This is a genomic window from Nocardia sp. CNY236, assembly GCF_000482385.1.
Taxonomy (GTDB): Bacteria; Actinomycetota; Actinomycetes; order Mycobacteriales; family Mycobacteriaceae; genus Nocardia.
Genome location: NZ_AXVD01000045.1, coordinates 1 through 23,010, shown reverse-complemented (window position 1 = coordinate 23,010; position 23,010 = coordinate 1). Strand labels below are relative to the sequence as shown.

Annotated in this window: 15 protein-coding genes and 2 pseudogenes; 8 read left to right on the top strand and 9 right to left on the bottom strand. The window is 64.6% G+C overall.

Going from position 1 to position 23,010, the window contains the following annotated elements; genetic code table 11:
* The first annotated feature begins 167 nt into the window (after nucleotides 1–167).
* Together rph and K940_RS29495 are read left to right on the top strand one after the other, a co-directional pair.
* The gene (rph, locus tag K940_RS0119965) at nucleotides 168–2,762 is read left to right on the top strand and encodes a rifamycin-inactivating phosphotransferase (protein WP_028478945.1); all 2,595 of its coding nucleotides are present in this window, start codon (nucleotides 168–170) and stop codon (nucleotides 2,760–2,762) included.
* Between the two features lie 302 nt (nucleotides 2,763–3,064).
* Complete coding sequence (locus K940_RS29495) at nucleotides 3,065–3,967, top strand: alpha/beta fold hydrolase (protein WP_051407399.1); 903 nt, start codon at nucleotides 3,065–3,067, stop codon at nucleotides 3,965–3,967.
* A 130-nt stretch (nucleotides 3,968–4,097) separates the two neighbouring features.
* Here the strand turns inward: K940_RS29495 and K940_RS29490 are convergent, their stop codons facing one another.
* The 4 genes and pseudogenes from K940_RS29490 to K940_RS0119940 form a co-directional block, all read right to left on the bottom strand.
* Nucleotides 4,098–5,039 (bottom strand): site-specific integrase, encoded by a 942-nt coding sequence (locus K940_RS29490; RefSeq protein ID WP_231390452.1) that lies wholly within the window; start codon nucleotides 5,037–5,039, stop codon nucleotides 4,098–4,100.
* A gap of 180 nt (nucleotides 5,040–5,219) precedes the next feature.
* Nucleotides 5,220–6,188 (bottom strand): asparaginase, encoded by a 969-nt coding sequence (locus K940_RS0119950; protein ID WP_028478944.1) that lies wholly within the window; start codon nucleotides 6,186–6,188, stop codon nucleotides 5,220–5,222.
* A 128-nt stretch (nucleotides 6,189–6,316) separates the two neighbouring features.
* Nucleotides 6,317–7,075 (bottom strand): ATP-dependent Clp protease ATP-binding subunit, encoded by a 759-nt coding sequence (locus tag K940_RS0119945; RefSeq protein WP_196812301.1) that lies wholly within the window; start codon nucleotides 7,073–7,075, stop codon nucleotides 6,317–6,319.
* 165 nt (nucleotides 7,076–7,240) lie between these two features.
* Nucleotides 7,241–7,540 (bottom strand): annotated as a pseudogene (locus K940_RS0119940) (Tn3 family transposase); the annotation flags it as partial.
* Between the two features lie 222 nt (nucleotides 7,541–7,762).
* On the opposite strand from K940_RS0119940, the gene K940_RS0119935 reads away from it, so the two are divergent.
* Both K940_RS0119935 and K940_RS32540 read left to right on the top strand, forming a co-directional pair.
* The gene (locus K940_RS0119935; RefSeq protein ID WP_196812305.1) at nucleotides 7,763–8,338 is read left to right on the top strand and encodes a recombinase family protein; all 576 of its coding nucleotides are present in this window, start codon (nucleotides 7,763–7,765) and stop codon (nucleotides 8,336–8,338) included.
* Nucleotides 8,335–9,621, top strand: coding sequence for a hypothetical protein (locus K940_RS32540; protein ID WP_051407398.1), 1,287 nt, complete (start codon nucleotides 8,335–8,337; stop codon nucleotides 9,619–9,621). Before K940_RS0119935 ends, K940_RS32540 begins: the two co-directional genes overlap by 4 nt.
* Before the next feature lie 22 nt (nucleotides 9,622–9,643).
* Here K940_RS32540 and K940_RS0119925 read toward each other — a convergent pair whose 3' ends face one another.
* Both K940_RS0119925 and K940_RS0119920 read right to left on the bottom strand, forming a co-directional pair.
* Entirely contained in the window at nucleotides 9,644–10,060 is a 417-nt protein-coding gene (locus tag K940_RS0119925) for a hypothetical protein (RefSeq protein WP_196812300.1), read from the bottom strand.
* 189 nt (nucleotides 10,061–10,249) lie between these two features.
* Complete coding sequence (locus K940_RS0119920; protein WP_028478939.1) at nucleotides 10,250–11,191, bottom strand: Tn3 family transposase; 942 nt, start codon at nucleotides 11,189–11,191, stop codon at nucleotides 10,250–10,252.
* 38 nt (nucleotides 11,192–11,229) lie between these two features.
* On the opposite strand from K940_RS0119920, the gene K940_RS0119915 reads away from it, so the two are divergent.
* The 3 genes from K940_RS0119915 to K940_RS32535 all read left to right on the top strand — a co-directional run bounded on the left by K940_RS0119915 (nucleotide 11,230) and on the right by K940_RS32535 (nucleotide 14,009).
* A complete protein-coding gene (locus K940_RS0119915; protein ID WP_028478938.1) occupies nucleotides 11,230–12,300 on the top strand; it encodes a site-specific integrase in 1,071 nt (356 codons plus the stop codon).
* Entirely contained in the window at nucleotides 12,297–12,632 is a 336-nt protein-coding gene (locus K940_RS29480) for a hypothetical protein (protein WP_036529432.1), read from the top strand. The genes K940_RS0119915 and K940_RS29480 overlap by 4 nt, the downstream gene beginning before the upstream one ends.
* Before the next feature lie 111 nt (nucleotides 12,633–12,743).
* Complete coding sequence (locus K940_RS32535) at nucleotides 12,744–14,009, top strand: hypothetical protein (protein ID WP_051407397.1); 1,266 nt, start codon at nucleotides 12,744–12,746, stop codon at nucleotides 14,007–14,009.
* 26 nt (nucleotides 14,010–14,035) lie between these two features.
* Here K940_RS32535 and K940_RS31890 read toward each other — a convergent pair.
* From K940_RS31890 to K940_RS31885, 3 genes and pseudogenes are all read right to left on the bottom strand, one after another.
* A pseudogene (locus K940_RS31890) lies at nucleotides 14,036–14,374 on the bottom strand (Tn3 family transposase); the annotation flags it as partial.
* 6 nt (nucleotides 14,375–14,380) lie between these two features.
* On the bottom strand, nucleotides 14,381–15,259 hold the full coding sequence (locus K940_RS0119900) for a hypothetical protein (RefSeq protein ID WP_196812299.1): 879 nt from the start codon (nucleotides 15,257–15,259) through the stop codon (nucleotides 14,381–14,383).
* 24 nt (nucleotides 15,260–15,283) lie between these two features.
* The gene (locus K940_RS31885; protein WP_196812298.1) at nucleotides 15,284–16,687 is read right to left on the bottom strand and encodes a phytanoyl-CoA dioxygenase family protein; all 1,404 of its coding nucleotides are present in this window, start codon (nucleotides 16,685–16,687) and stop codon (nucleotides 15,284–15,286) included.
* 762 nt (nucleotides 16,688–17,449) lie between these two features.
* Between K940_RS31885 and K940_RS29465 the strand changes: the two genes are divergently transcribed.
* A partial coding sequence (locus K940_RS29465; RefSeq protein ID WP_036529431.1) for a thioester reductase domain-containing protein occupies nucleotides 17,450–23,010 on the top strand: 5,561 nt, incomplete at its 3' end.

Sequence of the window (23,010 nt, the reverse complement as noted above, 5' to 3'; positions counted from 1 at the left end):
CTTCGCACGACGTCGTGGAACTCTCCGGCCTCATTGTGGCGGCAAAAGCAAAGCTGGCTCTCTGCCACTTTCAACATATAGCGCACATGGGGGCTTGCGGCAAGACCCGGGTCGTGCCGCAGAATCGGCGGCCGGACAACGGCATCACCGAGGAATAGGAGCACGACGTGTTCGAGCAGTACGTGTTGGACCTTCGAGAAATCGACCGGACGGAGACCGCGATCGCTGGCGGCAAGGCCGCGCACCTGGGCGAGTTGTCGCGGATCGAGGGCATTCACGTGCCGGCTGGGTTTTGCGTCACGACAGCCGCCTTCCAGCAGGTTGTGGCGCAAGCGCCATCGATCGAGGATCGGCTCGATCAGCTATCGCGCCTGAACCCAGGCGACACCGAAGCGATCTGCATGCTCAGCGCGGAGGTCCGCCGAACCATCGAAGCGATCGCCATCCCGGAGGACTTGGCGGCGTCGATCACCCGCGCCCTCGCCCGGCTCGGCGAACCGGCTACCTACGCAGTGCGATCCAGCGCGACGGCAGAAGATTTGCCCACAGCCTCCTTCGCGGGCCAGCAGGACACCTACCTGAACGTCGTGCCGCCGAGCGCGATTGCGCACATCAGCCGCTGTTGGGCATCGCTGTTCACCGAGCGGGCCGTGACCTACCGCCTGCGCAACGGCATCGACCACCGGAAGGTCCACATGGCCGTGGTCGTACAGCAGATGGTCTTCCCGGACGCGGCTGGTGTCCTGTTCACGGCCGACCCCGTCACGGGCAGCCGGAAGGTCGCCACCATCAACGCCAGCTTCGGCCTCGGCGAGGCTCTGGTCTCCGGCCTGGTGAACCCGGACGTGTTCACGGTTCGTGATGGGCGGGTCATCGACGAGACGGTCGCCGCCAAGCATCGTGCCGTGCACGCCATGCCGACTGGAGGGACGCAGGAAGTGGCGCTAGACCCGCAGCGGCAGCAGCGCCCGGCCCTGACGAATGCGCAGGCCGTGCGGCTCGTACAGCTCGGGCGGCGGATCGAAGCGCATTTCGGCGGTCCGCAGGACATCGAATGGTGCTCGGTCGGCGACGATTTCCAGATCGTGCAGAGCCGCCCGATCACCACGCTGTTCCCCATCCCCGCGGCCAGCGACCGAGACAACCATGTCTATCTCTCCGTGGGGCATCAGCAGATGATGACCGACCCCATGAGGCCATTGGGGCTGTCCATGTGGCAGTCGACGGCCATGGCACCGATGCACGAGGCCGGCGGGAGACTGTTCGTCGACGTCACCCCGCGCCTGGCATCGCCCGCGAGCCGTGCCGGCCTCCTGGAGATGATAGGGAAGGACGATCCGCTGACCAGAGATGCGCTGGAGACCGTCCTCGAGCGCGACGACTTCGTTCCCACACTCCCGGATGCCGGTCCTGGGGTTCCCCCGGTCGGGAGTGCGCCCGCCGCGATCGACACCGATCCGGCGATCGTCAATCAGCTGATCGAGCGCAGCCGAGCATCCATCGATGCTCTGCGCCGCGACATCCGAACCAAGACCGGTCCGGCGTTGTTCGACTTCCTGCTGGAGGCCTTCGAGGAGCACAAACGCGTCCTGAGCGATCCATTGAGTATGCAGGCGGTCATGGCGGGAATCCAGGCCACCTGGTGGCTCAACAACCACTTGTGGGAATGGCTGGGCGAGAAGAACGCGGCGGACACCCTGACGATGTCCGCACCCGGCAACATCACCTCGGAGATGGGATTGGCACTGCTCGACGTCGCGGACGTGGTTCGCCCCCATCCAGAGGTGGTGGCCTTCCTGCAGGGTGTGGCCGACGACGGATTCCTCGATGAGCTGCCGAAGTTCGCGGGCGGGACCGCAGCACGCGACGCCATCGAGAACTACCTCGTCCGTTATGGCATGCGCTGTGTCGGCGAGATCGACATCACGAGGCCGCGATGGCGCGAACGCCCCAGCACGCTCGTGCCCGCGATCCTCGACAACGTCAGGAATTTCGAGCCGGGTGCCGCCGAGCGGCGCTTCGAGCAAGGACGACAGGCGGCACAGAAGAAGGCACAAGAGGTGTTCCAGCGCCTGCGCGTACTGCCGGACGGAGAGCGCAAGGCCGACGAAACCCAACGGATGATCGACCGTGTCCGGACCTTCATCGGCTACCGGGAGTACCCGAAATACGGCATCGTCAGCCGCTCCTTCATCTACAAGCAGGCATTGCTCGAAGAGGCCGAACGTCTCGTGCAGGCCGACGTGCTCGCCGAGAAGGAAGACGTCTTCTACCTCACGTTCGGGGAGTTCCACGACGTCGTGCGCTCGAAGCACGTGGACGACGTGCTCATCCAGCAGCGCAAGGACGCCTTCCGGGCGTACCACTCGCTGACCGCGCCCCGGGTGCTGACATCCGATGGCGAGGTCGTCACCGGAGCCTACCGACGCGACGACGTGCCAACCGGCGCGCTGATCGGCTTACCGGTCTCCGCTGGAACGACCGAAGGGCGCGCCCGCGTCGTCCTGGATATGGACCAGGCCGATCTCGAACCGGGTGACATTCTGGTCACTGCTCACACGGACCCGAGCTGGACACCTCTGTTCGTCACCGTCTCAGGTCTGGTGACCGAGGTCGGAGGATTGATGACACACGGTGCGGTGATCGCACGGGAATACGGCCTGCCTGCCGTCGTCAGCGTGGCCGATGCCACCCGACTGATTCCCGATGGGCAGCGCATTCGCGTGCACGGAAGCGATGGCTACGTCGAGATATTGCCTTGACTTCGTCGTCGCTCGCCGAGCGTACCGAGGTTTGCGGAGCCCGGATCGACATGCGGTCCGGCAGCACCTCGGCACGTTGCCAGTAGTGTCTCGAAAGAGGAAGCGACGCACCCGCAGGTCTGATCCGGCTGAGTGAAGTTCGGCTCCGCGGCCACGAGCCAGCAGGGTCTGCTGCGCGGCATCGGCGTGTTGTCGTGCTCGAGATACCACTTTCTTCCCCGAAGGTGAGGAAGAGTTGGCCACAACCGCGGTCCGCAGTGCGGACTCGCCGCACCTGCGCAGCCAGCCCCCAGGAGAACGACATGATGCACTTCGAACGGCAGACTGTTGGCGACCACGATCTCAGAGTCGCCCGGGTCCACGACGGTGACCGGCCGACGGTCGTCATGACGAATGCCTTGCCGCAATCCATCCGCTGCTGGGAGTCGCTCTGGGACAGACTGTCCGACAACTTCGACCTCCTCGCCGTCGACCTGCCGGGCTTCGGCAGGTCGACCGGGTCGGGTTCGGTCATGCGCCCCTCTGCCCAGTCGGATGTCCTGGCGAGGCTGATGGACGCAAACGGGATCGGCGAGACCTTCCTCATCGGACCCGACATCGGTGTCCCGGTTTCATTGTGGCTCGCGTCGAGCCAGCCCGAGCGACTCCTCGGGGTCAATATCTACGATGGCCCGGGCACCTGGCCGGCCGATTTCGACCCATCCCTCCGGGCCGCGACCCACTCTCGACTGGTCAGATGGCTCGGAACTCACCGACCGGTACGCCGAGGGCTGATGAAACGGAACCTCGATGCAGCAACCGCAGCGGGCTACCATCACTTCACGCCGTCGGCCGCCGCAGTCGAGGAATACCGAGCGATCTGCTTCGATCCGCAGAAGCACTGCAATGCGTTCGACTTTCTCGGCTCCTACGCCGAGGAGCTGCCCGTGCTCGAGGAGCGGCTGCCATCGGTCACTGTTCCCGTGCTGATCACTTGGGGCGCCCACGACCAGTTCGTGCACCCGTCGAACGCGGAGCGCCTCGATGCGCTCCTGCCCAACAGCGAGGTGACCGTCTTCGACGACGCCGGCCACTTCTCGCACGAGGATGCCGACGACGAGTGGCTGCAGCGATTCCGCACATTCGTCGAGGCTCACTCTCCGAACCCGCATACGCGACGTGGCCCGACGCCACCTGACACCACGGAAACACCGCCACACCACTGATTCCGGGGCCGCAAGGACCGCGAGCGGGCCTGGACGCCCGGATGGGCTCGACCCCGCAATGCAGGGTCGGTTCCGGTCGGGGTCCCTGTAGCTTTCGCCGAATTTCGGGCGGATATGGCGTAGCTGCTGGTCACGGACGGTAAGTGGGGTTCAGGACTGGCAGTCTCACCGGCGACGATCTGCGCCCGGTCCGATCAGGCTGGTGAGGTCGCGCATCGCCTGCGGGGACGGTTTGAAGTAGCGACGAAGGTTCTCGGCCTTGCGGTGTCGGGATTTGGCCATCAGTTCCAGCAGGCTGGCACCGGCCTCGCCGAGGTGGGTGAGCCCGGAGGGCCTGAGTTCGTGCAGGTCCCAGCCGGTCCCGGGACCGTCGATGGCGGTCGCGGTGGGTGACGAACAGCGGGCCAGCGGTGCGGTCCTTGATCAGCCGGGGTAGCAGCCGCGCGGTGCCGGCATCCCAGTACACCGTCTCCAGAACGTATTCGGCGTGGCCGGCGCCGCGTCGGCGGATGCGCGGCTTGGCGCCCTTGGACTTCACCGGGCACGAACGGGCCGCCAGGTCCAGGTCCTCGATGTTCACCTGCAGCAGCTCCCCGGCCCGCGCGCAGGTCTCGTAGAGCATCCGCCACAGCGTCTTCTCCCGGACGTGCACATCGCGCCGCGAGATCAGTCGGTCGATCGCGGTCCGCGCCCGCACTGGGGTGTCGGAGTCCGGTGGCGTCGACCGCCGAGCCGAAGCCGGGACCGCCGGCGCGTCCCAGCCTTGTTCGCGGCACCAGCCCAGCCACTTGCCGACCGCAGCCCGGCGGGCGTTCCAGGTATTCACCGCGGACTCGCCCCACAGGGCCTCCAGCGCGGCGCCGATCTCGGCGTCGGTCACCGTAGCCAGTGCCCGGCTGGCGGCGAGTAGCCCGTCGGGGCCGCGGCCGTCGAGTTCGTCGGCGGTCTTCACGACCGCGATGGTGTAGGCGCGGCGGGTGTTCGGCGACCCGATCGTGTCCAGGAATGCTTGCGCAGCCGAGCGGACGGTTCGGGGCGGCACTGCCCGGATCCGGGTCACGGTTCCCGCCATCGGCACCCCTCCAGGTCTTGCCCCAGATAACGGGGCCGCCCCACGTACGCGCCGCGACGAGTCGCCGCTGGCCGGTTCCGATGATATCCCGGATAACAGTCCGTTATCCGGGATAACCCATTGATGCCAGGCCGACCAGGTAACGCTATTTTCGTCGGCTTGGCGGTGTCGGCTGGGTGGTCAGAGGCGGTTGAACCAGTGGCGGACGGCGTCGACTTCGCCGCTTGCGAGGGCGACCATCAATGCGATGCGGGCGTGTGCCGGGGACAGACCGCGGGCGGGGATCGCGCCGAGTTTCGTTGCGAGTTCGTTTGCGTTGGCCGCATTACCTCCGCCGGCGGGGTGGTAGCGGGCGCGGGATGCGAGAACGACGGGGATGTTCCAACTGGTGAGTTCGTCGATGGTGGTGAACAGCTCGACCGGCACATTCCCTGCGCCGGTTCCTTCGAGCACGATTCCGCGGGCGCCGGCGTCGACCGCGGCGGTCAGTAGTGCCGGGGTCATGCCTGGATAGGTCTTGATCAGCGCGACATCGCTTTCTGGAGCGCCGTCGAGTTGTGGCGGGCGTATGGGTGCGGCGGCGGTAAGAGAGACTTCGCCGGCCGGCGAGACATGACCGAGTGGTGCGTACGGTGCCGATGAGAACGCTGGCGGGCCGGATGCGTCGACGAGCCTCGCCCATCGGGCAGCGTGCAATTCGCGGTGGAAGCAGACGAGGGCACCGAGGTTGCGTGTCGCGGGATGTGCGGCGGCGAGCGCCGCGCTCAGATTGTCCGGGCCGTCACTGCCCGGCGCGTCCAGGCAATGGAGTGCGCCGGTGAACACGATCGAACCGTGGGCGTCCGGGCCTGCCATCAGATCGGTGAGGAAGGCGGTCTCCTCCAACGTGTCGACGCCGTGGGTGAGAACCACCGCATCGTATCCGTCGTCGAGCACGGCGCTGCGAGTACGCCGCGCCAGCGCCAGCATGGTTGTCGGGGAGGTGTCCCAGCTCGGTTCGGCCATGATGTCCTCGGCGTGCACGTCCACCGGCAGGGAGTCGATGCCTGCGGCTGCCAGCAGCCGCTCACCCGACGCCACCGCGGGTCGTGGGGAATACTGCTGGTAGGCGATTGTGTCGCCGGTGGCGATCAACAGGATGCGTGCCATCACACCGTTCCTGTCATGAGCAATATCAGGATCGCTGACAGCATGGTCGGCCCGATGGTCCACGCGAGTTCGCGTAGCGCGGCCGTTGCGTGTGCTCGATTCCTAGTGATGCTCGCCCGCATGACGGTTCAGCCTGCCCCCGACAGGCCCGCGTGCCGCTCCAACTGTTCGAGTCGATCGAGGATCGGGCGTAGTTCGGTGCGGACTGCGGCGGCGAGCATCGCTGAGGCGTCCGCCGACGCTGGATTCGCGTTGTGGGCACGCAAATGCGTATACCCGGCCAGTGCTGCGACCACGGCCCGACGAGCTGAACGCGCGTCTACCCCCGCCTCCCGCAATACCTGCCCGCCGACACCTTCCGGTTCGCTGATCAAGCCCAGCAGCAGATGCTCGCACCCGACATAGTTGTGTCCCAGTGACATCGCTTCGGTCACCGTCAACTCGAGCGCGTTGGCGGCCGAACCGCTGAACCTCTTCGCTGCTGCCTCGGTGGCCGGCTGAGTCTCCGCAGTTATCGCAGCCAGCGCTCGCTGCACATGCGCGGGGTCGATCTCCATGGCCCGCAGCACATGCACGGCCAGATTCGTTCCCTCGGCAAGGACCCCATGCAACAGATGTTCGGTACCGACCTCGGCGGCGTGATCGGCTCGAGCCTGCGCGATCGCCAGCCGGATCACCGCCCGCGTTCGATCGGTGAACCGCGACAGCGGGGCTGTCGGATCGTCGGTCTCGAGATCACCGAGCACCGTTGCCCGGATCGCGGTCACACGACGTACCGATTGCTCCAGCGCACGTTGACAGATCGCCGAGACCGGCACACCTGCCGCCTTCACCGCTTCGCCCAACTCATCAGGCACGTAAACGTTGATCTTCGGCATAACGATCATTCCTCCCACCACCTCGAACAGTTGATAACCCCATTTATACCCCCATTAGGGTTATATGTCCAATCGGGGTGGACTGTATGGAGTCGCGAGGCGCCGGGAGCGGCCTGAACGGGCACGTCAAAACCGCACTCGGGCGACAGCGACCCGTCGGGGCTGCGAACGAGGTCAGAACAGGGTGTCGCGCACACGCAGTGGCCGGTACCCGGTCGGCCCTAGCTGAGCGAGTTCGGCATCGATATCGACCTCGATCGCGCCGAAGAAATTGATGTTCGCGCTGTGCGCCGGGCTGATGTGCGCCAGCACTTCGTCATCGATCCGGCGTCCGGCTCGGCGCATCTGGTCGACGGCGAGCCCGTAATACTCGGTGGTCCAGGCGATCACGGCGTTCGTGGCGAGGGTCAGGCACCAGGCTTGCACGGTCTGGTCATCGAGCTGTCGGGCCCGGATCATGCCCTCGTGGGGGTGGGAACCGAGTACGCCAGAAAGGGGCCGCGACGGAATGCAGATGCTGGTCGGTGTAGCTGAACAGGGTGTCCGTTTGGGGTTCCGTCAACGGACACCGCCCCAGGCGTTCGGCCGGGATCGTTAGATGACGTCGCCGCAGGCGAGAAGTGTCACGGTAAGGGTGTACGGTGACGTTGTAACGGTTATCCGGGCTAAACGTGACACGGAGGCGGTGCGATGGGAATCAACGTCGGCTACGCGCGATGCTCGACCGACGAACAGGACCTCACCGCGCAGCGCGAGATCCTTCTCGGGCTCGGTGTCGATCCCGAGCGAATCTACTTCGACCACGGTCTGACCGGCACCACCCGTGCGCGCCCCGGTTTGGACCAGGCCCTGGCCGCGGTACGCCTCGGTGACCGGCTCACCGTGCCCAAGCTGGACCGGCTGGCCCGATCGGTGCCCGATGCCCGCGAGATCGGTGACTCTCTCGCCGACCGTGGCGTGCAGTTGGCGCTCGGTCCCACCGTGTACGACCCGACCGACCCGATGGGCAAGATGTTCTTCAACATCCTGGCCACCTTCGCCGAGTTCGAGGTCGACCTGCTACGCCTGCGTACCCGCGAAGGCATGGCCATCGCCAAGGCCAAGGGCAAACTCCGCGGCAAGCAGCCCAAGTTGTCCGCCCGGCAGCAGGCGCACCTGGTGGAACTGCACCAGGCGGGTAAATACACCGTGGTCGAGTTGGCGGAGCTGTTCAACGTGTCCCGGCCGACGGTGTACCGCGTTCTCGACCGCGTGCAGAGTGTCTGCGCGTGAGCTTCAACAACATTGCGCGCAAGGTGCGCGACCCCAGCCTGCCCTACTCACACCGGGTCTCGGCGCTGCGGTCCTGCGTACAGTTGTACCGACCCATCGGCTTCCACGCCGCACTGAGTTTCCTCGCAGAGCAGGCAGGACCGTTTCCGCGAGACGAAACCGCGCTCCTGCACGCCCTCGACCTGATCGAGACCAGTCGTGCGGTCCGGCAAGCCGAACTCCGCGAGTACGCAACCCGACGCCGAAAGGCCAAACAACGTGGCCAACGCAGTCCACGGCCCACCGATCCCAACCCCAACTACCTGCAGCAGTGGCACGGCGCCCCTCGACAGGCCGCACTACACGCTGTGAACTACTGGAACCGGAACCGACTTGCAGCGCTGCTCGTCCCACACCACCCGGCCGCCGAAGACCTCCAACGGTGTGTTACCGCATGCCTGGACTCCCAGGGTCATCTCACCCCTGAACAGCAACAACTCCTCACTCACTGCACTGACCAGCTCGAACAACGCTTACGCCGTCATTCCTGGCGCGACAGGCCGGCGGACTTCCAGCGTTTCTGGGACTTGCTCGTACTCGCCCGGCACATCAAGACGGCCACCACGACACCCCACCAACAAACCGCGATCCAGGCCCGCCGTCGAGACCAACTCGCCGCCCCGCATCCGCCGATAGGTCGCATGGACCCTGCATTCGAACTCGCGCTTCTACCCGCGTTTCCGGCATCTCTCGCCGCCGATGCGCGTGTCGTCGCGCAGGCACTGCCACCAGCACACCCCCAACCCGCAGGGTCCTTCCCTGTCTGGGTCCAAGGCGAGCACCTCACCCTCCCTTACCGCCTGTACAACCCCGAGCCTGCCGCGGACGTCTTCGACCGGCTGTCTCCGAGGCAAACCAAGATCCTGCACTGCCTCTACACCCGCCACCATAACGGCCACGTTCGCCACCACCACCTCAACCAGGTCATCGACGCTACCGATCCTTGGATCGTCCCCTTCGTCGTGCAACTCGTCGGCGAATACGTGCTCGACATCGTCATCACCATCCAGCAGGGGCTCATCGACCTCGACCAACCTCGCCTGCCCCACCACCAGGCATACGGGCGATTCGCCGCCGCCAACCCGCACTTCCTTCACCTGACCGGCCAACGTGTCGCCGGCTACTGGAACTGCTACTACCGACACCGCTACCCACACCGCGACTACCCCGGCCGCCTGCTCATCGACTCCCTGCAAGCCGCCGCAGCCTTCTACCGAGATACCACGCCTCCATCGGTCATGTGAGCAGAGGACTTCGGAGCAGTTACTACCAGCGCACCGTCGATTCCATGTCAGCCGTTACGCTCTGTGCCCATTCCGCCTGGGTCATGAGTGACTCGTGTTCGAGTTTCGTGGCGATCTCGGACTTGGTCGAACTGTCCAAGGTTTCTGGCAGGTTGTTGAAAGACGCAGGTAGAACATCCAGCAGCGAGCAGACCTGCCGGCCGTCTCGTACTGTGAGCAGCAGCAGACACCGCCAGTGCGGCGAGAACTCCGGCTGGCGCGCCAGCTGATGAGCCAGCACAGGCCATAGGTAGTGAGTGGCCGTACGGTCGGCATAGGTGGCCAGCCAGCCGGCGCCGTGGTGCCTGTTCAGACCACATTTACGTGCCTGTTCGTCGAGGAGTATCAGCTGCGCTGTGTCGACCGCCTTGACGGTTCGCGGGACCTCTGATGACACCACGGAACTTCCGGCCTTTCTGAGATCGAAACTCGAGTCCATCTTCCGCCGGAGTCGCCGCAGGATGCTTGCCGGGCATGGGGAGGACCTCCCGAACGGGGGCACCTCACTTGCCGGGCGAGCGCTTCGTTCGGTGCGGTGGGAATCGCGCATGGTGAGGATCGACGGTAGCCGTTGCTGGAGGCGGTCATGTCAGACACGCGGGACGAACAGCACCCGCGGCTCCAGATCCAGCCGGGTCGCGGGCGCTTCCTCGGGCGGTGCGAGGTCGAGCACAAGATCGCCCATGCGGCGGATGGTGTGCTGGACATAGGGGGTGATGGTGGCCAGGTCATCGCGGTCGACTGGGTAGCCTTCGGCGGCGAGCTGGTTGGCGGCGTCGGTGATGTCCAGGGCGGTGGAGTAGATCGCGCAGTTGGCGAGCAGTTCGTTGAACTTGACCACGCGTTCCTGGTGGTCGGGGTCGTTGTGGCCGATGAGCTTGCCGCCGATCATCAGCCATTCCGCATACCCGTGAAACGCCTCGGCCTTGTTCGTGATCGCGGTAATCTGCTCCCGCAAGCCGGATTCGGACAAAAACCGCAGCAACGTGATCGTGCGGATGACGCGTCCCAGCTCACGGAATGCCCGGTAGAGGCGGTTCTTGTGCGAGTGGTTGCCCAGCCTGCGCAGCAGCGTCACCGAGGACACCCGGCCCTCCCGGATCGAGATCGCCGTGCGTAGCAGATCGGTCCAGTGGCGTTCGATCAGCCCCCAGTCGATGACGTTGTTGCCGAACAGCGAGTCGATGTGTTGGTAGCTGGTAGCGGGGTCGGGGCGGTAGAAGTTCAGGTCAGCCCAGTTGCGGATGCGCGGCAGCAGCTCGAACCCCAGCAGTGCAGCGAGTCCGAAGACGGGCAGCGACTGGCCTTGGGTGTCGGCGTGGATCGTGTCTGGTTGCACGTCGGAGTCGTTGCGCAGCAATCCATCGATGATGTAGACGGCTTCCCACGCCCCGCACGACACGAAGCGGGAGAACAGGGCGATGTAGGAGTCGGAAACGAACCTCATCGCCAGGCCGCCGTAGCCGCCGTAACGGATGTGGGACTCGGCGAGCAGGTTGTTTTCCCAGGTGTCGATCTGCGAGCCGTCCACCGCGACGATCTGCCGACCACGTGAACTGAGGAGACGTATTGGGCAGCACGGTGGTGCTGGAGAAATGGCCGGTGCTGGGCCGGCACGAGTGGGCGGCCGAATGGCTGCAGGTGTGGACCGATCTTGGGCGTGCGCCGCGAACGATCGACGCCTACGCCCGCGGGCTCGCCGAGTACCTGACCATGTGCGACCGGGAAGGCGTGGATCCCGCTACCGCGAATCGTGCGCACGTCGCGGTCTACGTGCGTGAACTGACTGAGCGACCGAGTCGTTGGGGAGCGAACGTCGTGTCGATCGATTCCGGTTCCGGGCTCGCGAACGCCACGATTCAACAGCGCTTGGTACCTGTTCGGCTGTACTACGACTACCTCATGGAAGAAGGTCTGCGGGAGTCGAATCCCGTTGGCAGGGGCCGCTATACGCCAGGTCGCCGCCGCAGCGGGCATGATCGGGGACTCGTGCCCCGGCTGACGAAGCTGCCATGGATTCCCGCCGGGCAGCAGTGGTTGGACATCCTGTCCGTGGCTGCTGACGAGCCGATCCGCAACCGCGTGATGCTCGCTCTTGCCTACGATGCCGCCCTTCGTAGGCAAGAGCTGTGCTCGCTGCGCACCGACGACATCGATCCGGCTCACCGCACTTTGCGAGTGCGGGCGGAGACCACCAACAACCGGCTGGAGCGGATCGTGCCGTACTCGGCGCCGACCGGTGTGCTTCTGTCGGGGTATCTGACCCACCGGGCGAAGCTCAGCCGAGCCCGAGGCCCGTTCTTCCTGTCGGAATCACACCGAAACCGAGCGCAGCCACTGTCCTTGTGGACCTGGTCGAAGGTCGTACGCCGCCTCGCGCTGGCGGCCGCGGTGCCCGAGTTCTCGACGCACACCACTCGACACCTGTGCCTCACCGATCTGGCCAGGATGGGCTGGGAACTGCACGCCATCGCCAGATTCGCCGGCCACCGCAACACCGAGTCCACGCTCACCTACATCCACCTTTCCGGCCGCGATCTGGCCGACAAGCTCAACCGAGGCATGGAACAGATCCACGGCTGGCGGGTCCAGATGCTCGCTCGCCTCGGCGAACCCGGGGCGGAGGCGAACGAGTCGTGAGCACCAACTCCGTGACGGCGATGTCCCCGACGGCCATGGCTCCAGCCTGGCCGTGGCCCATCGACCTGAACCGATACGACAGGCGACCCGAACTCGCCGCCCGCGAGCGAGTGGCTCTCGAGGTTCTGGACTGGCAGGTGCGTCGCCGTCGCGGCTACGACTGTGATCGCGTCGAATGGCAAGCGATTTCACGCCTTCTGCGTCCCTTGGACGACGCACAGGCGGCGCTGCGCTGGTGCCCGGACACTCAGGCGCACCGTCGGGCAGTCACCGATGCTGTCGGGCTGGTCCTGCGGCGTTGCCTGGAAGACGGCACCTCGTACTGGGCGTAGCCGACCGATGACTGGCTGCGCCTCATCGGCACAGGCCACCTCGAGTTCGAAAACGCATGGCCTGGATGGATCGACGGCTCGGTCCGGCCCTACGTCGCCGCATACGCCTACATGCTCGGCGGATTCACCGACTTCCATCGGATCGGCAAGTTCTTTCGCCGATCGCTGGCATGGCGAGTTTTCGGGCAAGAGCCCGTCGAGAACACCATCACCCAGGTCGCTGACACCCTCAACAGCTGGGGTTACCACCCATCGAAGGGAGCGTTCGGCCAGTTCCGCACGGTGCTCGTGCAGATGATGCTGATCAACCACAGCCCCCTGCTGCAGGACATGACCACGGAGGCGATGGCCCGGATCCGGCAGCATCCGGCGATTACGCCGAAATCGAGGCGTGGACAACTCCACGGCGTCCACCGGGCGATCTCCGAACTCCGGGATTGCGGGCCACCGCCGAAGTCGATTCACGCGGTGATGCCGGACATCGACGGGGCCGCTGACCCCTGGGTCGATCTGGTGGAGCGCTGGTACAACACTTCGACGCTCACTCCGAAGGTCCGCGGCATGTTCCGATCCATACTTGCCAAGGCGGGCCGCTGGCTGGTTGCCGAGCACCCCCACATCATCGAGCCGTCGCAATGGACGCGCGAGACCTGCGCAGGCTGGGTCGCTGCCCTGGACCGAATGACCGTGGGCGACTACGTCCAGCGCCGGGCAGGACTCGACAAGCGCGGTGGCCTGCCACTGTCACCACGGACCAAAGCGGGCTATCTCACCGCCACCCGGACGTTCTTCCGCGACTGCCAGGAATGGGGCTGGATTCCTCGCAGATTCGATCCCGCTCGCGCCTTGGCCACTCCGCGCAGCATAGCCGCGTTGCTCGGCCCGAATCCGCGGGTGATCGCGGACGACATCTGGGCGAAGCTTCTGTGGTCCGGGCTCAACATCGAGCCCGGCGACTTTCCGACCAACACCTACCGACTCTGCTCCCCGATCGAGCTGATCCGCGCCGTCACCCTGGCCTGGCTGTTCGCTGAGCTCCGCAGTAACGAGATCGCTCGCCTCCGCCTGGGCTGTATCCGCTGGCAACACGACGGATTCCCGATCCCTGGAGACTCCGACGAAATCCTTGCCCAGGACGCCATCTGTCTGCTCGACATCCCGACTCACAAGACGGGCACGGCCTTCACCAAACCAGTGGATCCCTTGCTGGGCAAGGCGATCGAGGCATGGGAAGCCGTTCGGCCGACACAACCGAAGATGCTCGACCGCTTGGCCAATGTCCCCACACCAGCGGGCGCCACACCGCGTGAGATCGGCGCTCCCGCGACTGCAACACTTCTGCCGATCGTGTCAGTGAACCAGGGCAAATCGGCGTGAATTTGACATTTCAGATTCCACAGAATCGCGGCGTAGACGGTGCGGCGCAGGGCTCCATATTCCTTGAGCGCGGTGGCGAGGGTGTTCTGCCGCCCGGAGGCGGACAGCTTGCCTACCAGAAGCGAGGCGGTGGCGTGCCCGAACTTCAGCGACCCGGCCAGCCGCAGCAAATCGTCCCAGTGCTCGGCAATCAGCTCCAGGTTGGCACGGCGGGTCATCAGCGGTCCGGCGTGTGGGAACCGGGCTTCGGTGTCCCGGCGGGGTCCGGGCCGGTACAGGGTGGTCTTTCCCAGGTCCCGGATCCGAGGTGAGAGCTGCATCCCGAGCAGGTCGAACAGCCCGAAGTTGACCAGGGTCATTATGTGGACAAGTCAAGCATCCTGGCAGTGGTCGTTCCCGGGAGACATGCGCCAGCTGCCGGTAGCGAGGTCGAAGGTCACCGAGGTGGTGGCGAGGGTCGGGAGGGGGTCTGCGAGGCGCCAAGTGGTGTCGGTGGGCGTGAACCCGATGGCCACGGTGCCGTCGGGTTTGGTGGATCTGACGGTGCCGATCCAGTGGCGGTTGGCTTCTAGTAGGGCGGTTGCGAGGGCCGGCTCGGGCTCGGCAATGGTGAGGGACTCGGTGTCGTCGTCGAGCAGTGATGAGCCAACGAACAGGGTGAGCAGGCGCGTCAGCAGACGTATGGGCATCTGCGGGTCGGTGGCCTCGGCGTATAGGTAGCAGTCGTCGTGGCCCGCGTAGTAGAAGCCAGAGGTGGACAGGCGAGGCAGCAGTAGGCTGGAGCCGTTAAGGGTGTTGACGGCTAGAGCCAGTTCGTCGGCCGTGATGTCGTCCAGTGGTCCAGGGGCGTCAAGGATTTCGAGCTCGTAGGGGCTCCAGCCGCTGAGGAATCTGGGTAGCTGTTGCCAGGGCATGGTCAACATGTCATCAGACTCGAAGTGGGAGGAAGCCGCCCATCGGATGTCGTGGCAGGCCGCTGCGACTTTTTGCTCTTCCGCGATCCGCCGCAACGGCCAGGGCGTGTAGTCGTCGTTCAACCAGTTGTTCTGTCCGACGTTGAGGACCACGGCCGTGTGGTGGGCGTCGGCTGTCAGCGCGTTAACGAGGTCGTTGGCCCGCACGGCGGTGGCTTGGACGCTATGCACGCCATCGTAGGGCGTGACGCTGATCGACAGCGGAAATGGGTTTGCCTGCAGGCCAACCGTGTTGACGTGAAATGCGTTGTAGCGATCAACGCGGACAGCTGGCATGCTCACCATCTTGCCTGATCGTGATCACGTGGAGGCATCAGGATCAAGCTTGATGGCGCTTGGATCGGCCGGCTGGTCGAGCTCCTCACCCAAGTCGGTCAAGAGTCTCTCGATGCGTTCGGCGGTGCAGCGGTGGCGTTCGACTTCTCGCTGCCAGCCGCGGTCAGCGGCGTCGACGGCGAGGTTGTGTTCGAGTCGTCGCCGGGCGCGGAGCCGTGGGGCGTAGGCGGGTGTGGTGACGAACTTCGCGCAGCTCAGGTAGAGGTCACACTCGCAGGGGCCTTCCTGCGGAAGTCGAAGGCAGTGACCTAGTTCAAGTTCGGTCTTGAAGAAGTTGCTCTTGAGCCAGTCGACCGCCTCGTCGGGTAGGACTCCCGACTTGAGGTCGGCAGCGGCGGGGCCGGCGATAGCGGCGCCAGGTTCAAGCACGGATTGGTAGTCGCGCAGGACCTCGCGGTCGCTGATCTGGGCGTAGACGAGCGCCATGTTCACCGAGGAGTGCCCGAGCACTTTCATGATCGTGTGGAGTTTGGCGCCTCGTTCGGCGAGTTGGGTGCCGACGGTGTGGCGAAAGCGGTGGGCGGTGACGGTGCCGCGGCCGGATCCGCCGCGGCCGCCCGGGAGTACCAGGCCGACGGCCTTGCACGCTTGCTGGATCGGTGTGTCGAACAGGTAGTAGGTCGACAGCAGCTTGCCGTGTTTCATGAATAGGTAGTGCACGGGTTGGCCGGTGAGGTCGTCGATGAACGGGCGTTCGGCGGCGTCTCGGCGAAGGTTGATGACCTCCTGGAGGGCCGTAGCGGCGTCGTCTCCTGTGTAGTGCGGAGTTCCGAGGTTGTGGACCGTGACTCCACCCGCCGGAAGCGGTGCCCGGACGGCATCGGAGACGTCGACGGTCTCACCACATCCGACGATCTCCAATACGCGTGTGGGATCGTCGGAGGAGCCGGCGACCAGTCGGTGTTCCAGGAGCGGCTCGAGATGGCGACCTGGAAGGAACTCGATGCAGCCCGACGTCAACGCCGAATCATCCAGCGGCATGCAGAATTGGAGGCTCTGCAGTGAGTTCTCGATACCCGCTGGAGCGGCCGGTGATGCGGTGTAGGCCATATCCTGATGCCATGGTGTTGTCTCGATCGAGTGCGGCGTTCGACGCATAATCATGTCGAACAGTCGCACAGCGGGTCCGCCGAGAATCTGTTCGGCGACCTCGGCTGCTTCCCTGATTGCTGCATTGTCCTCGAATGCGGGATGTGTGCCGCGGGGGACGAGTACACGATCCTTTCGAGGGGCTTTCTTGTCGGCCTCGTCGAAGACATCTGCCGCGGCGTCCTGAATCGTGCGAAGCCGACGTCCGTCGACAAGTTGTGCGATGGATAGAAACCCATCGCGGTGATAGTCTTCCAGGCGATCCGAATCAAGCTTCATATCGAAAATCCCCTCTATCAGCCATGGTTCAGTGGCCTGCATCCCTGAAGAGAAGCGGACCCACATGCTCGGCTGGGTGATCCAGCGCCATTCTTCCATGGAACAAGTTCTCGCCACAAGAGTTCTTTCACGCAAACCTTCAGCGATACCTGAACTGCCAGTGCGGGTTACAGCAGACAAGACCTCTTCCTGCACGAAGTGCCAGTCAGGAGCTGGTGCGGTACGCGAGCCAGACAATTGCTGAGTCTTGTCGACTGGAACCCTTGCCGAGGAAGTGAGTCACCGGTTAATTTATTTAGTAGAACGTGTTTCACAACCCGTTGGGCTGGCGTGATAGGGGCGAGACCAGAGCGTATTTGCAGGATGATGTCGACCACAGCGGATATCCGCACTCCCAGACCGAGCGACCGACCCGACCGCTGCCGTGCTGGCGAGTGGGGCTCGTAGCGCATGTCCACCTCCGAGTACGCACCGAATACCGCAATCGGATTGCACACTCGGGCAACGATTTACGACAGGTCCACCGCCGAGAGCGGAGTACCTGCGTAGGGCTGCTCACCGCCGCGCACCCTGCTGATCCTAGACCTGACACGGAGCTCACCGGTTCCGTGGCGGCTGCGGAGCAGGTCTGGGTCCATGAGCCGTAGCAGAAAACGGCAACACAGAACGAATGCTCCTGGGTGTAGGGACAGTGGTGGTCTCTGCGGCATCCAGAACGAGCCTGGTGGCATCGTCATCGGAATCGAAAGGGGTGCTGGACCAATGACCAGTATTGTTGTTTCACGGTTGATGGACCATTCCGAGAGGATCGGCGAATCCATTGCGCTGCAATGGCTCGATGATTCGGGGAAGTTGGACGCACAACGCACCTACCGGGAGTTGCGCACCCGCGTAGAGATCATCGCCAAGACACTGATCGGCCCCACCGCCGGATTGAAACCGGGAGATCGAGCACTCCTCGCCTATGGACCGGGACTCGACTTCGTCGAGACATTTCTCGCGTGTTTGGCAACAGGAATCGTGGCGGTTCCGGTGCATCTACCCACCACCGGTTCGCTGCTACGGAGATACAGTTCCATCGCTCGCGACAGCGATGCCGCGATCACACTGACGACGGTCGAACAACTGCGTACCGTCACCAGGTCACTCCGCGCATCACTCGGCCGGGACGAAGCCGAAGGACTTCATCAGGTAGACCAGGTGCTGGATGCGCCGTGGTTGACCACCGACGACCTCACGCCACACGCCACGGACCCGGGCCTCGACCTCGCAGCCACCGTGGACGCTCCGGCTTTCCTGCAGTACACCAGCGGGACAACAGGAAGTCCCAAAGGTGTTGTCGTCACACATCGCAACCTGAATCACAATCTGGATGCGATCGCGCGTTCGGTCCTCCTCGGATTCGAACTCGAACCCGAGGAGTTGGTCTGTGTTTCATGGCTGCCCCACAACCACGACATGGGGCTCATCGGTTCGCGTCTCGCGCCACTCTATTTCGGCGGACGATCGGTGGCATTCTCCCCAACAGGATTCCTGCGTGATCCCGGCATGTGGATGGAGGTCTGCGCGCGCGAGGGAGCAACGCACACACAGGCACCCGACTTCGCACTCGAACTGTGTGCCCGAGCCTGGACCGAAGAACGAAGCCGCGATCTGGACGGCGATCTATCGGCACTGGTCTCGCTGATCGTCGCAGCCGAAACCGTGCGCCCAGCAACCCTGCGAGACTTCAGGGATACCTTCGCCGGCGTCGGACTTGCGCCTCGTGCGCTGTGTCCGACCTACGGACTGGCCGAGCACACCTTGTTCGTGTGCTCGGCCCAAGGTCGCGAGGACGAACAGTGGACCGAAGACACCAGCCGAGTCGGCAACGGAGCAGTTCCTCCGCACGCGGAAATCGATCTTCGGATCGTTGGCCCAGACGGCGTGGAATGCGTGCCAGGGGAGGTCGGGGAGATCTGGCTCGATTCGCCGAGCAAAGCGAGCGGCTACTGGAATCGAGCCGATGTCACCGAAGCGCAGTTCAACGCGACGCTGACGTCGGGCCACTCGAGCGCAGCCGGCTATCTGCGCACCGGAGACCTGGGCTTCGTCGACGAGCGAGGTGAACTCTTCGTCACCGGCCGCACCAAGGAACTGATCATCGTGCGTGGGGCCAACGTGCACCCGCACGATGTCGAAGAGACGATCCGCCTGCGGCTGGACGGTCGACTCGCGATGGGATCGGTCGTTGCATTCGGCGTGGACAGCGGTCGGACAGAAGAGCTGGTCGTCCTACTCTCCCCCGACACCGCGGACTCTCATGCCCAACTCGCCCAGGATGCCATGCACGCGGTGGCAAGCAGCCATGGCATCGTCCCGCTCGAGGTGATGGTGGCCGGCCGGGGCAGCGTTCCTCGGACGACGAGCGGGAAGGTGCAACGCCACCGCCTTGCCGAGCGGTACGCGGCGGGCACCATCGACGCCACCTACTCGTACAACCCACGGCATACCGGCCACAACGCAGCCGATCGCGACGAGGCACTCACCGACACCGAAACGCGACTGCGATCGCTATGGTCCAGCATCCTCGAGTGTTCCCCGGAATCGATCGGCCGCAGCGCTGAGTTCGACCAGCTGGGTGGGGATTCCGTACGTACCGTCCAGCTCGCCGCGAGCATCCGGTCGGAATTCTCGCTCGATGCGACCGTCATCACCGAACGCAGACTGTTCCGGTGTCGAGCACTGTGGGACATGGCACGGGTCATCGACGAGAGAAGGCCCGATGACACCTGGCTGATGAACGAGCAGGAGTGCCACCGAGAACGCGCGCTGGCTGTTGCGTTCCTGGCTCGAATCGGCGTGACGAGACAGTCGCTGGAGGGAAAGCCGATCCGCGCTGTCTCGTCCGATGACCGCTGCGTGCTGGTGACCGGGGCAACGGGCTTCTTCGGTTCCTACATGGTATCGAGCATCCTTCGGAGCACCCCTGACACGTCGATCATCTGCCTGGTGCGCCCGAAGGACGGACAGTCCGGCATGGAACGCGTCCGCAAGGCGATGGATTCCTACGGTCTGTGGTCGGAGAAATTCGCCCACCGGGTGAGCGCCGTGGAAGGTGATCTGGGGTCCCCCTTCTTCATGCTCGACATGGACAGCTGGCACAGTCTGGACACACGGGTCGACGAGATCTTTCACTGTGCGGCCGATGTCGACTGGGTCCGCCCCTACGAGCAGCTGAAGAAAGCAAACGTGCGCGGCACCCAAGAAGTCATCAGACTCGCAGCGCAGGGTGCGGCGTCGAAACCGCTGCACCTCATGTCCACTCTGGGGATTCACAGCGAGCAGTACATGCTCGAACAAGTGGTTGCGAGGGAAGCCGACGAACCTCGCCCGGTTGGATTCGAAACCGACTACTTCGCCAGCAAATGGGTCGCGGACGCACTGGCCAGGGAGGCCGCCGATCGCGGCATGCCGATCGTCATCTACCGGTTCGACGAGCTGACCGGCGACACCGGAGACGGGCGACTCAACCTCGAAGGAATCTGTGCACGACTGATCCAAGGAGTCACCGACGTCGCCGCCGTACCGGATATCGACGTCAACTACAAACTCCTGCCAGTCGACGTCGTCGCGCGATCGGTCCTGGACATCAGTGCGAGAGCACATGCGGACGAAAGCGTGTACGGCAAAGCATTTCATCTCCTGTCATGGAACTTCACCACGCTGCCTCGCCTGTGGGACATGCTCCGGGAAAAGGGCTATCGTCTGGAACAGATCCCGTTCGCGTCATGGTGCGACCGACTGGCGCACGCAACACCGGACAATGCCCTGTACCCGCTGCTGCCCTACATCCGGCAGATCCACATCGATCGATGGTTGGCCGCGAAGGCGAACGGGACGCGGTTCGGCATCGAGAACGTCATCTCCGTGCTCGACGAGGACGAACTCGACCGAAGCGTGCAAGCGTCGACGGAGGCCGCGCTGTGGATGACCATCGACTACTTGCTCGATCACGGATCGTTGCGGCCGCCGGTTCGTGCCGTATCCAAACACCTGGTGGTGACATCGAGCCATGCGATACCCGATGAACAACTCGCTTCGGCTGTTTCGTCCGCCTTCCGGGCACGATGGCCCGAGCAATGGCCTGTCCCGCAGCTCGATCTCGAGATCACCCGGCATCGGGGCCGGAGTAGTAGTGTCACGACGGTTGCGGCTATCGGCGCCGCCGACCCGCCTTTCTCACTGAACGCACAAGCCGACCTCGTGGAGCACGACGGCTTCTGCGAAGTCCGCGTCATGTACCCCGAGGTGCTCGAACCGGGTCGACCCGACGACCCGCAGCGACGAGGCGGCGTACCCGCATCCGATAGGGAAGCGGCCGCGACACCCTTCGACTGGATGATTCACGACGGCACCGATCTCGTGCCCGCGGATGTCGAGAGTCGGGTGTCGCCGCACGTGGCCGCACGCCTGTCCGCGATAGCGGACGCGGCGGCGGTCGCGATCGACGACATCCTTGTCGCTGCATTCGGCGTCCTCCTCGGCCGATGTGACTGGCAATCCGAGCACCAGATGTTCTCCGCAGTGTCGCTCGGCGGCGTCATCAGCGGGGTGCATACCGAGCATCTACAGCGCGCCCTGACCACCAGCCTGCAGAACGGGTCGTCGCGGAGGGTTTTCACGGCAGTCGAGCGCTCGGCATCGTTCCTGGACCTCACTCGATCCCTGATGAATCCGGCACACCAGGCCGCGCCGACCGACGCGCTCGAAGTGGTCGTCCGGCGCGGCGTCGCAAAGGATGCCGGCAGCAGTTGGCACATCGTCGACGTGTCCGAACCCCGAGTACGAGACCGAGCTCTCACCCTCGACATCGATCTGCGGGCCGACGAATGGTTGCTGCGCTGGAACTACGACGTCAGCCGAATCGATCGAGGTTCGGTGGTACGGCTGGCCGAGGGATTCGAGGCGGTGTCGAGCGCGGTTGCCGCCATGCCCGATTCGACGGTCGGCGAGTTGCCGGTGATGAGTCCGGAAGCTCGAGAACAGGTACTGATCGGGTTCAACGCATCGGTATCGACTGCAGCATCGCAGGTAGCTGCGACGACGTGCCTCCACGAGTTGGTCGTGGACCAGGCTCGGCGGACTCCGAATCGCATTGCCGTGGTCACCGAGGAGTCGCAGCTGACGTTCGAACAACTCGTGGGCGGCGCAGCGATGGTCGCAGACGAGTTGGCGACAACTCTTGGTGTCACGGTGGAAAGTCGGGTCGCGGTCCTGATCGGTCGGTGCAACGAGGCCGCGGTCGGGCTGCTGGCGGCGTCCATCGTCGGGGCGGCCTACGTACCGCTGGACCCCGATATCCCGGTGTCGCGGTTGGCGTACATGGCCAGGGACGCCGCTTGCTCCGCCGTCCTCGTCGTCGACGACACCGCCGCGATCCTGGATTCTCATGAGTGGGACGTCGATCTGCCGGTGGTCCACGTCGATTGGATACTTGCTCGGGGACCCGTCTCGATTCCCGAACGGCTACCGGTCGACGTATCGCCGTCGAATGCGGTGTACGTGCTGTACACGTCGGGCAGCACCGGCATGCCCAAGGGCGTGGTGGTCGAGCATCGCAATGTCGTCAACATGCTGCAGGACTCCTCGTTCGAGGAACTGACCGTCGAGCGATACGCCAGATGGTTGCAGTCCTGCTCGCTGGGATTCTGCCTGCATGTATTGATGTGGCACCCGTTGACCCGGGGCGGCAGCGTTCGGATGGTTCGCAGCCTGGCCGATCACATTCCGGGTGATGTCGACGCAGTGTCGATCTCCTTGTCCGCACTCGAGGCGATCGATCTGCCCGACAGCGTGAAAGCGGTGTACATCGCAGGCGAGAAGCGCACCGTCCGTTCGGTCGAACAGGTCGGCGCCCGGCGCCTCTACGACGCGTACGGGGCGACCGAGACCATTGTGGGAGTAGGCGGTTTCGTCGAGTCGCCGTTCGATGACCATGTCGGCCGTCCGCTGGCCAACACGCAGATCTATGTTCTGGATGGGAATCGCAATCCGGTGCCGATCGGTGTGCGTGGCGAGATCTATCTGGCCGGCGCCGGAATCGCACGGGAGTATGTGAATCGTCCCGAGCTGACGGCACAACGGTTCATGGACAACCCCTTTGCCGCGGGTCGGATGTATCGCACCGGCGACCTGGGATGCTGGTTGCCATCCGGGCAGCTGCGAGTCTTCGGTCGGATCGACGACCAAGTGAAAGTACACGGGTGCCGGGTCGAGCTCAAAGAAGTCCAAGCCGCGATCCACGACGGAGACGAGGGTGTGGTTTCAGCGCACGTCGCCGT

Bases quoted from the DNA above. Each gene is read 5' to 3' on its own strand.
- K940_RS29495 (WP_051407399.1), top strand. From the start codon at position 3,065: ATGATGCACTTCGAACGGCAGACTGTTGGCGACCACGATCTCAGAGTC.
- K940_RS29490 (WP_231390452.1), bottom strand. From the start codon at position 5,039: ATGGCGGGAACCGTGACCCGGATCCGGGCAGTGCCGCCCCGAACCGTC.
- K940_RS0119950 (WP_028478944.1), bottom strand. From the start codon at position 6,188: ATGGCACGCATCCTGTTGATCGCCACCGGCGACACAATCGCCTACCAG.
- K940_RS0119945 (WP_196812301.1), bottom strand. From the start codon at position 7,075: ATGATCGTTATGCCGAAGATCAACGTTTACGTGCCTGATGAGTTGGGC.
- K940_RS32535 (WP_051407397.1), top strand. From the start codon at position 12,744: ATGCTCGGCGGATTCACCGACTTCCATCGGATCGGCAAGTTCTTTCGC.
- K940_RS0119900 (WP_196812299.1), bottom strand. From the start codon at position 15,259: ATGCCAGCTGTCCGCGTTGATCGCTACAACGCATTTCACGTCAACACG.
- K940_RS31885 (WP_196812298.1), bottom strand. From the start codon at position 16,687: ATGAAGCTTGATTCGGATCGCCTGGAAGACTATCACCGCGATGGGTTT.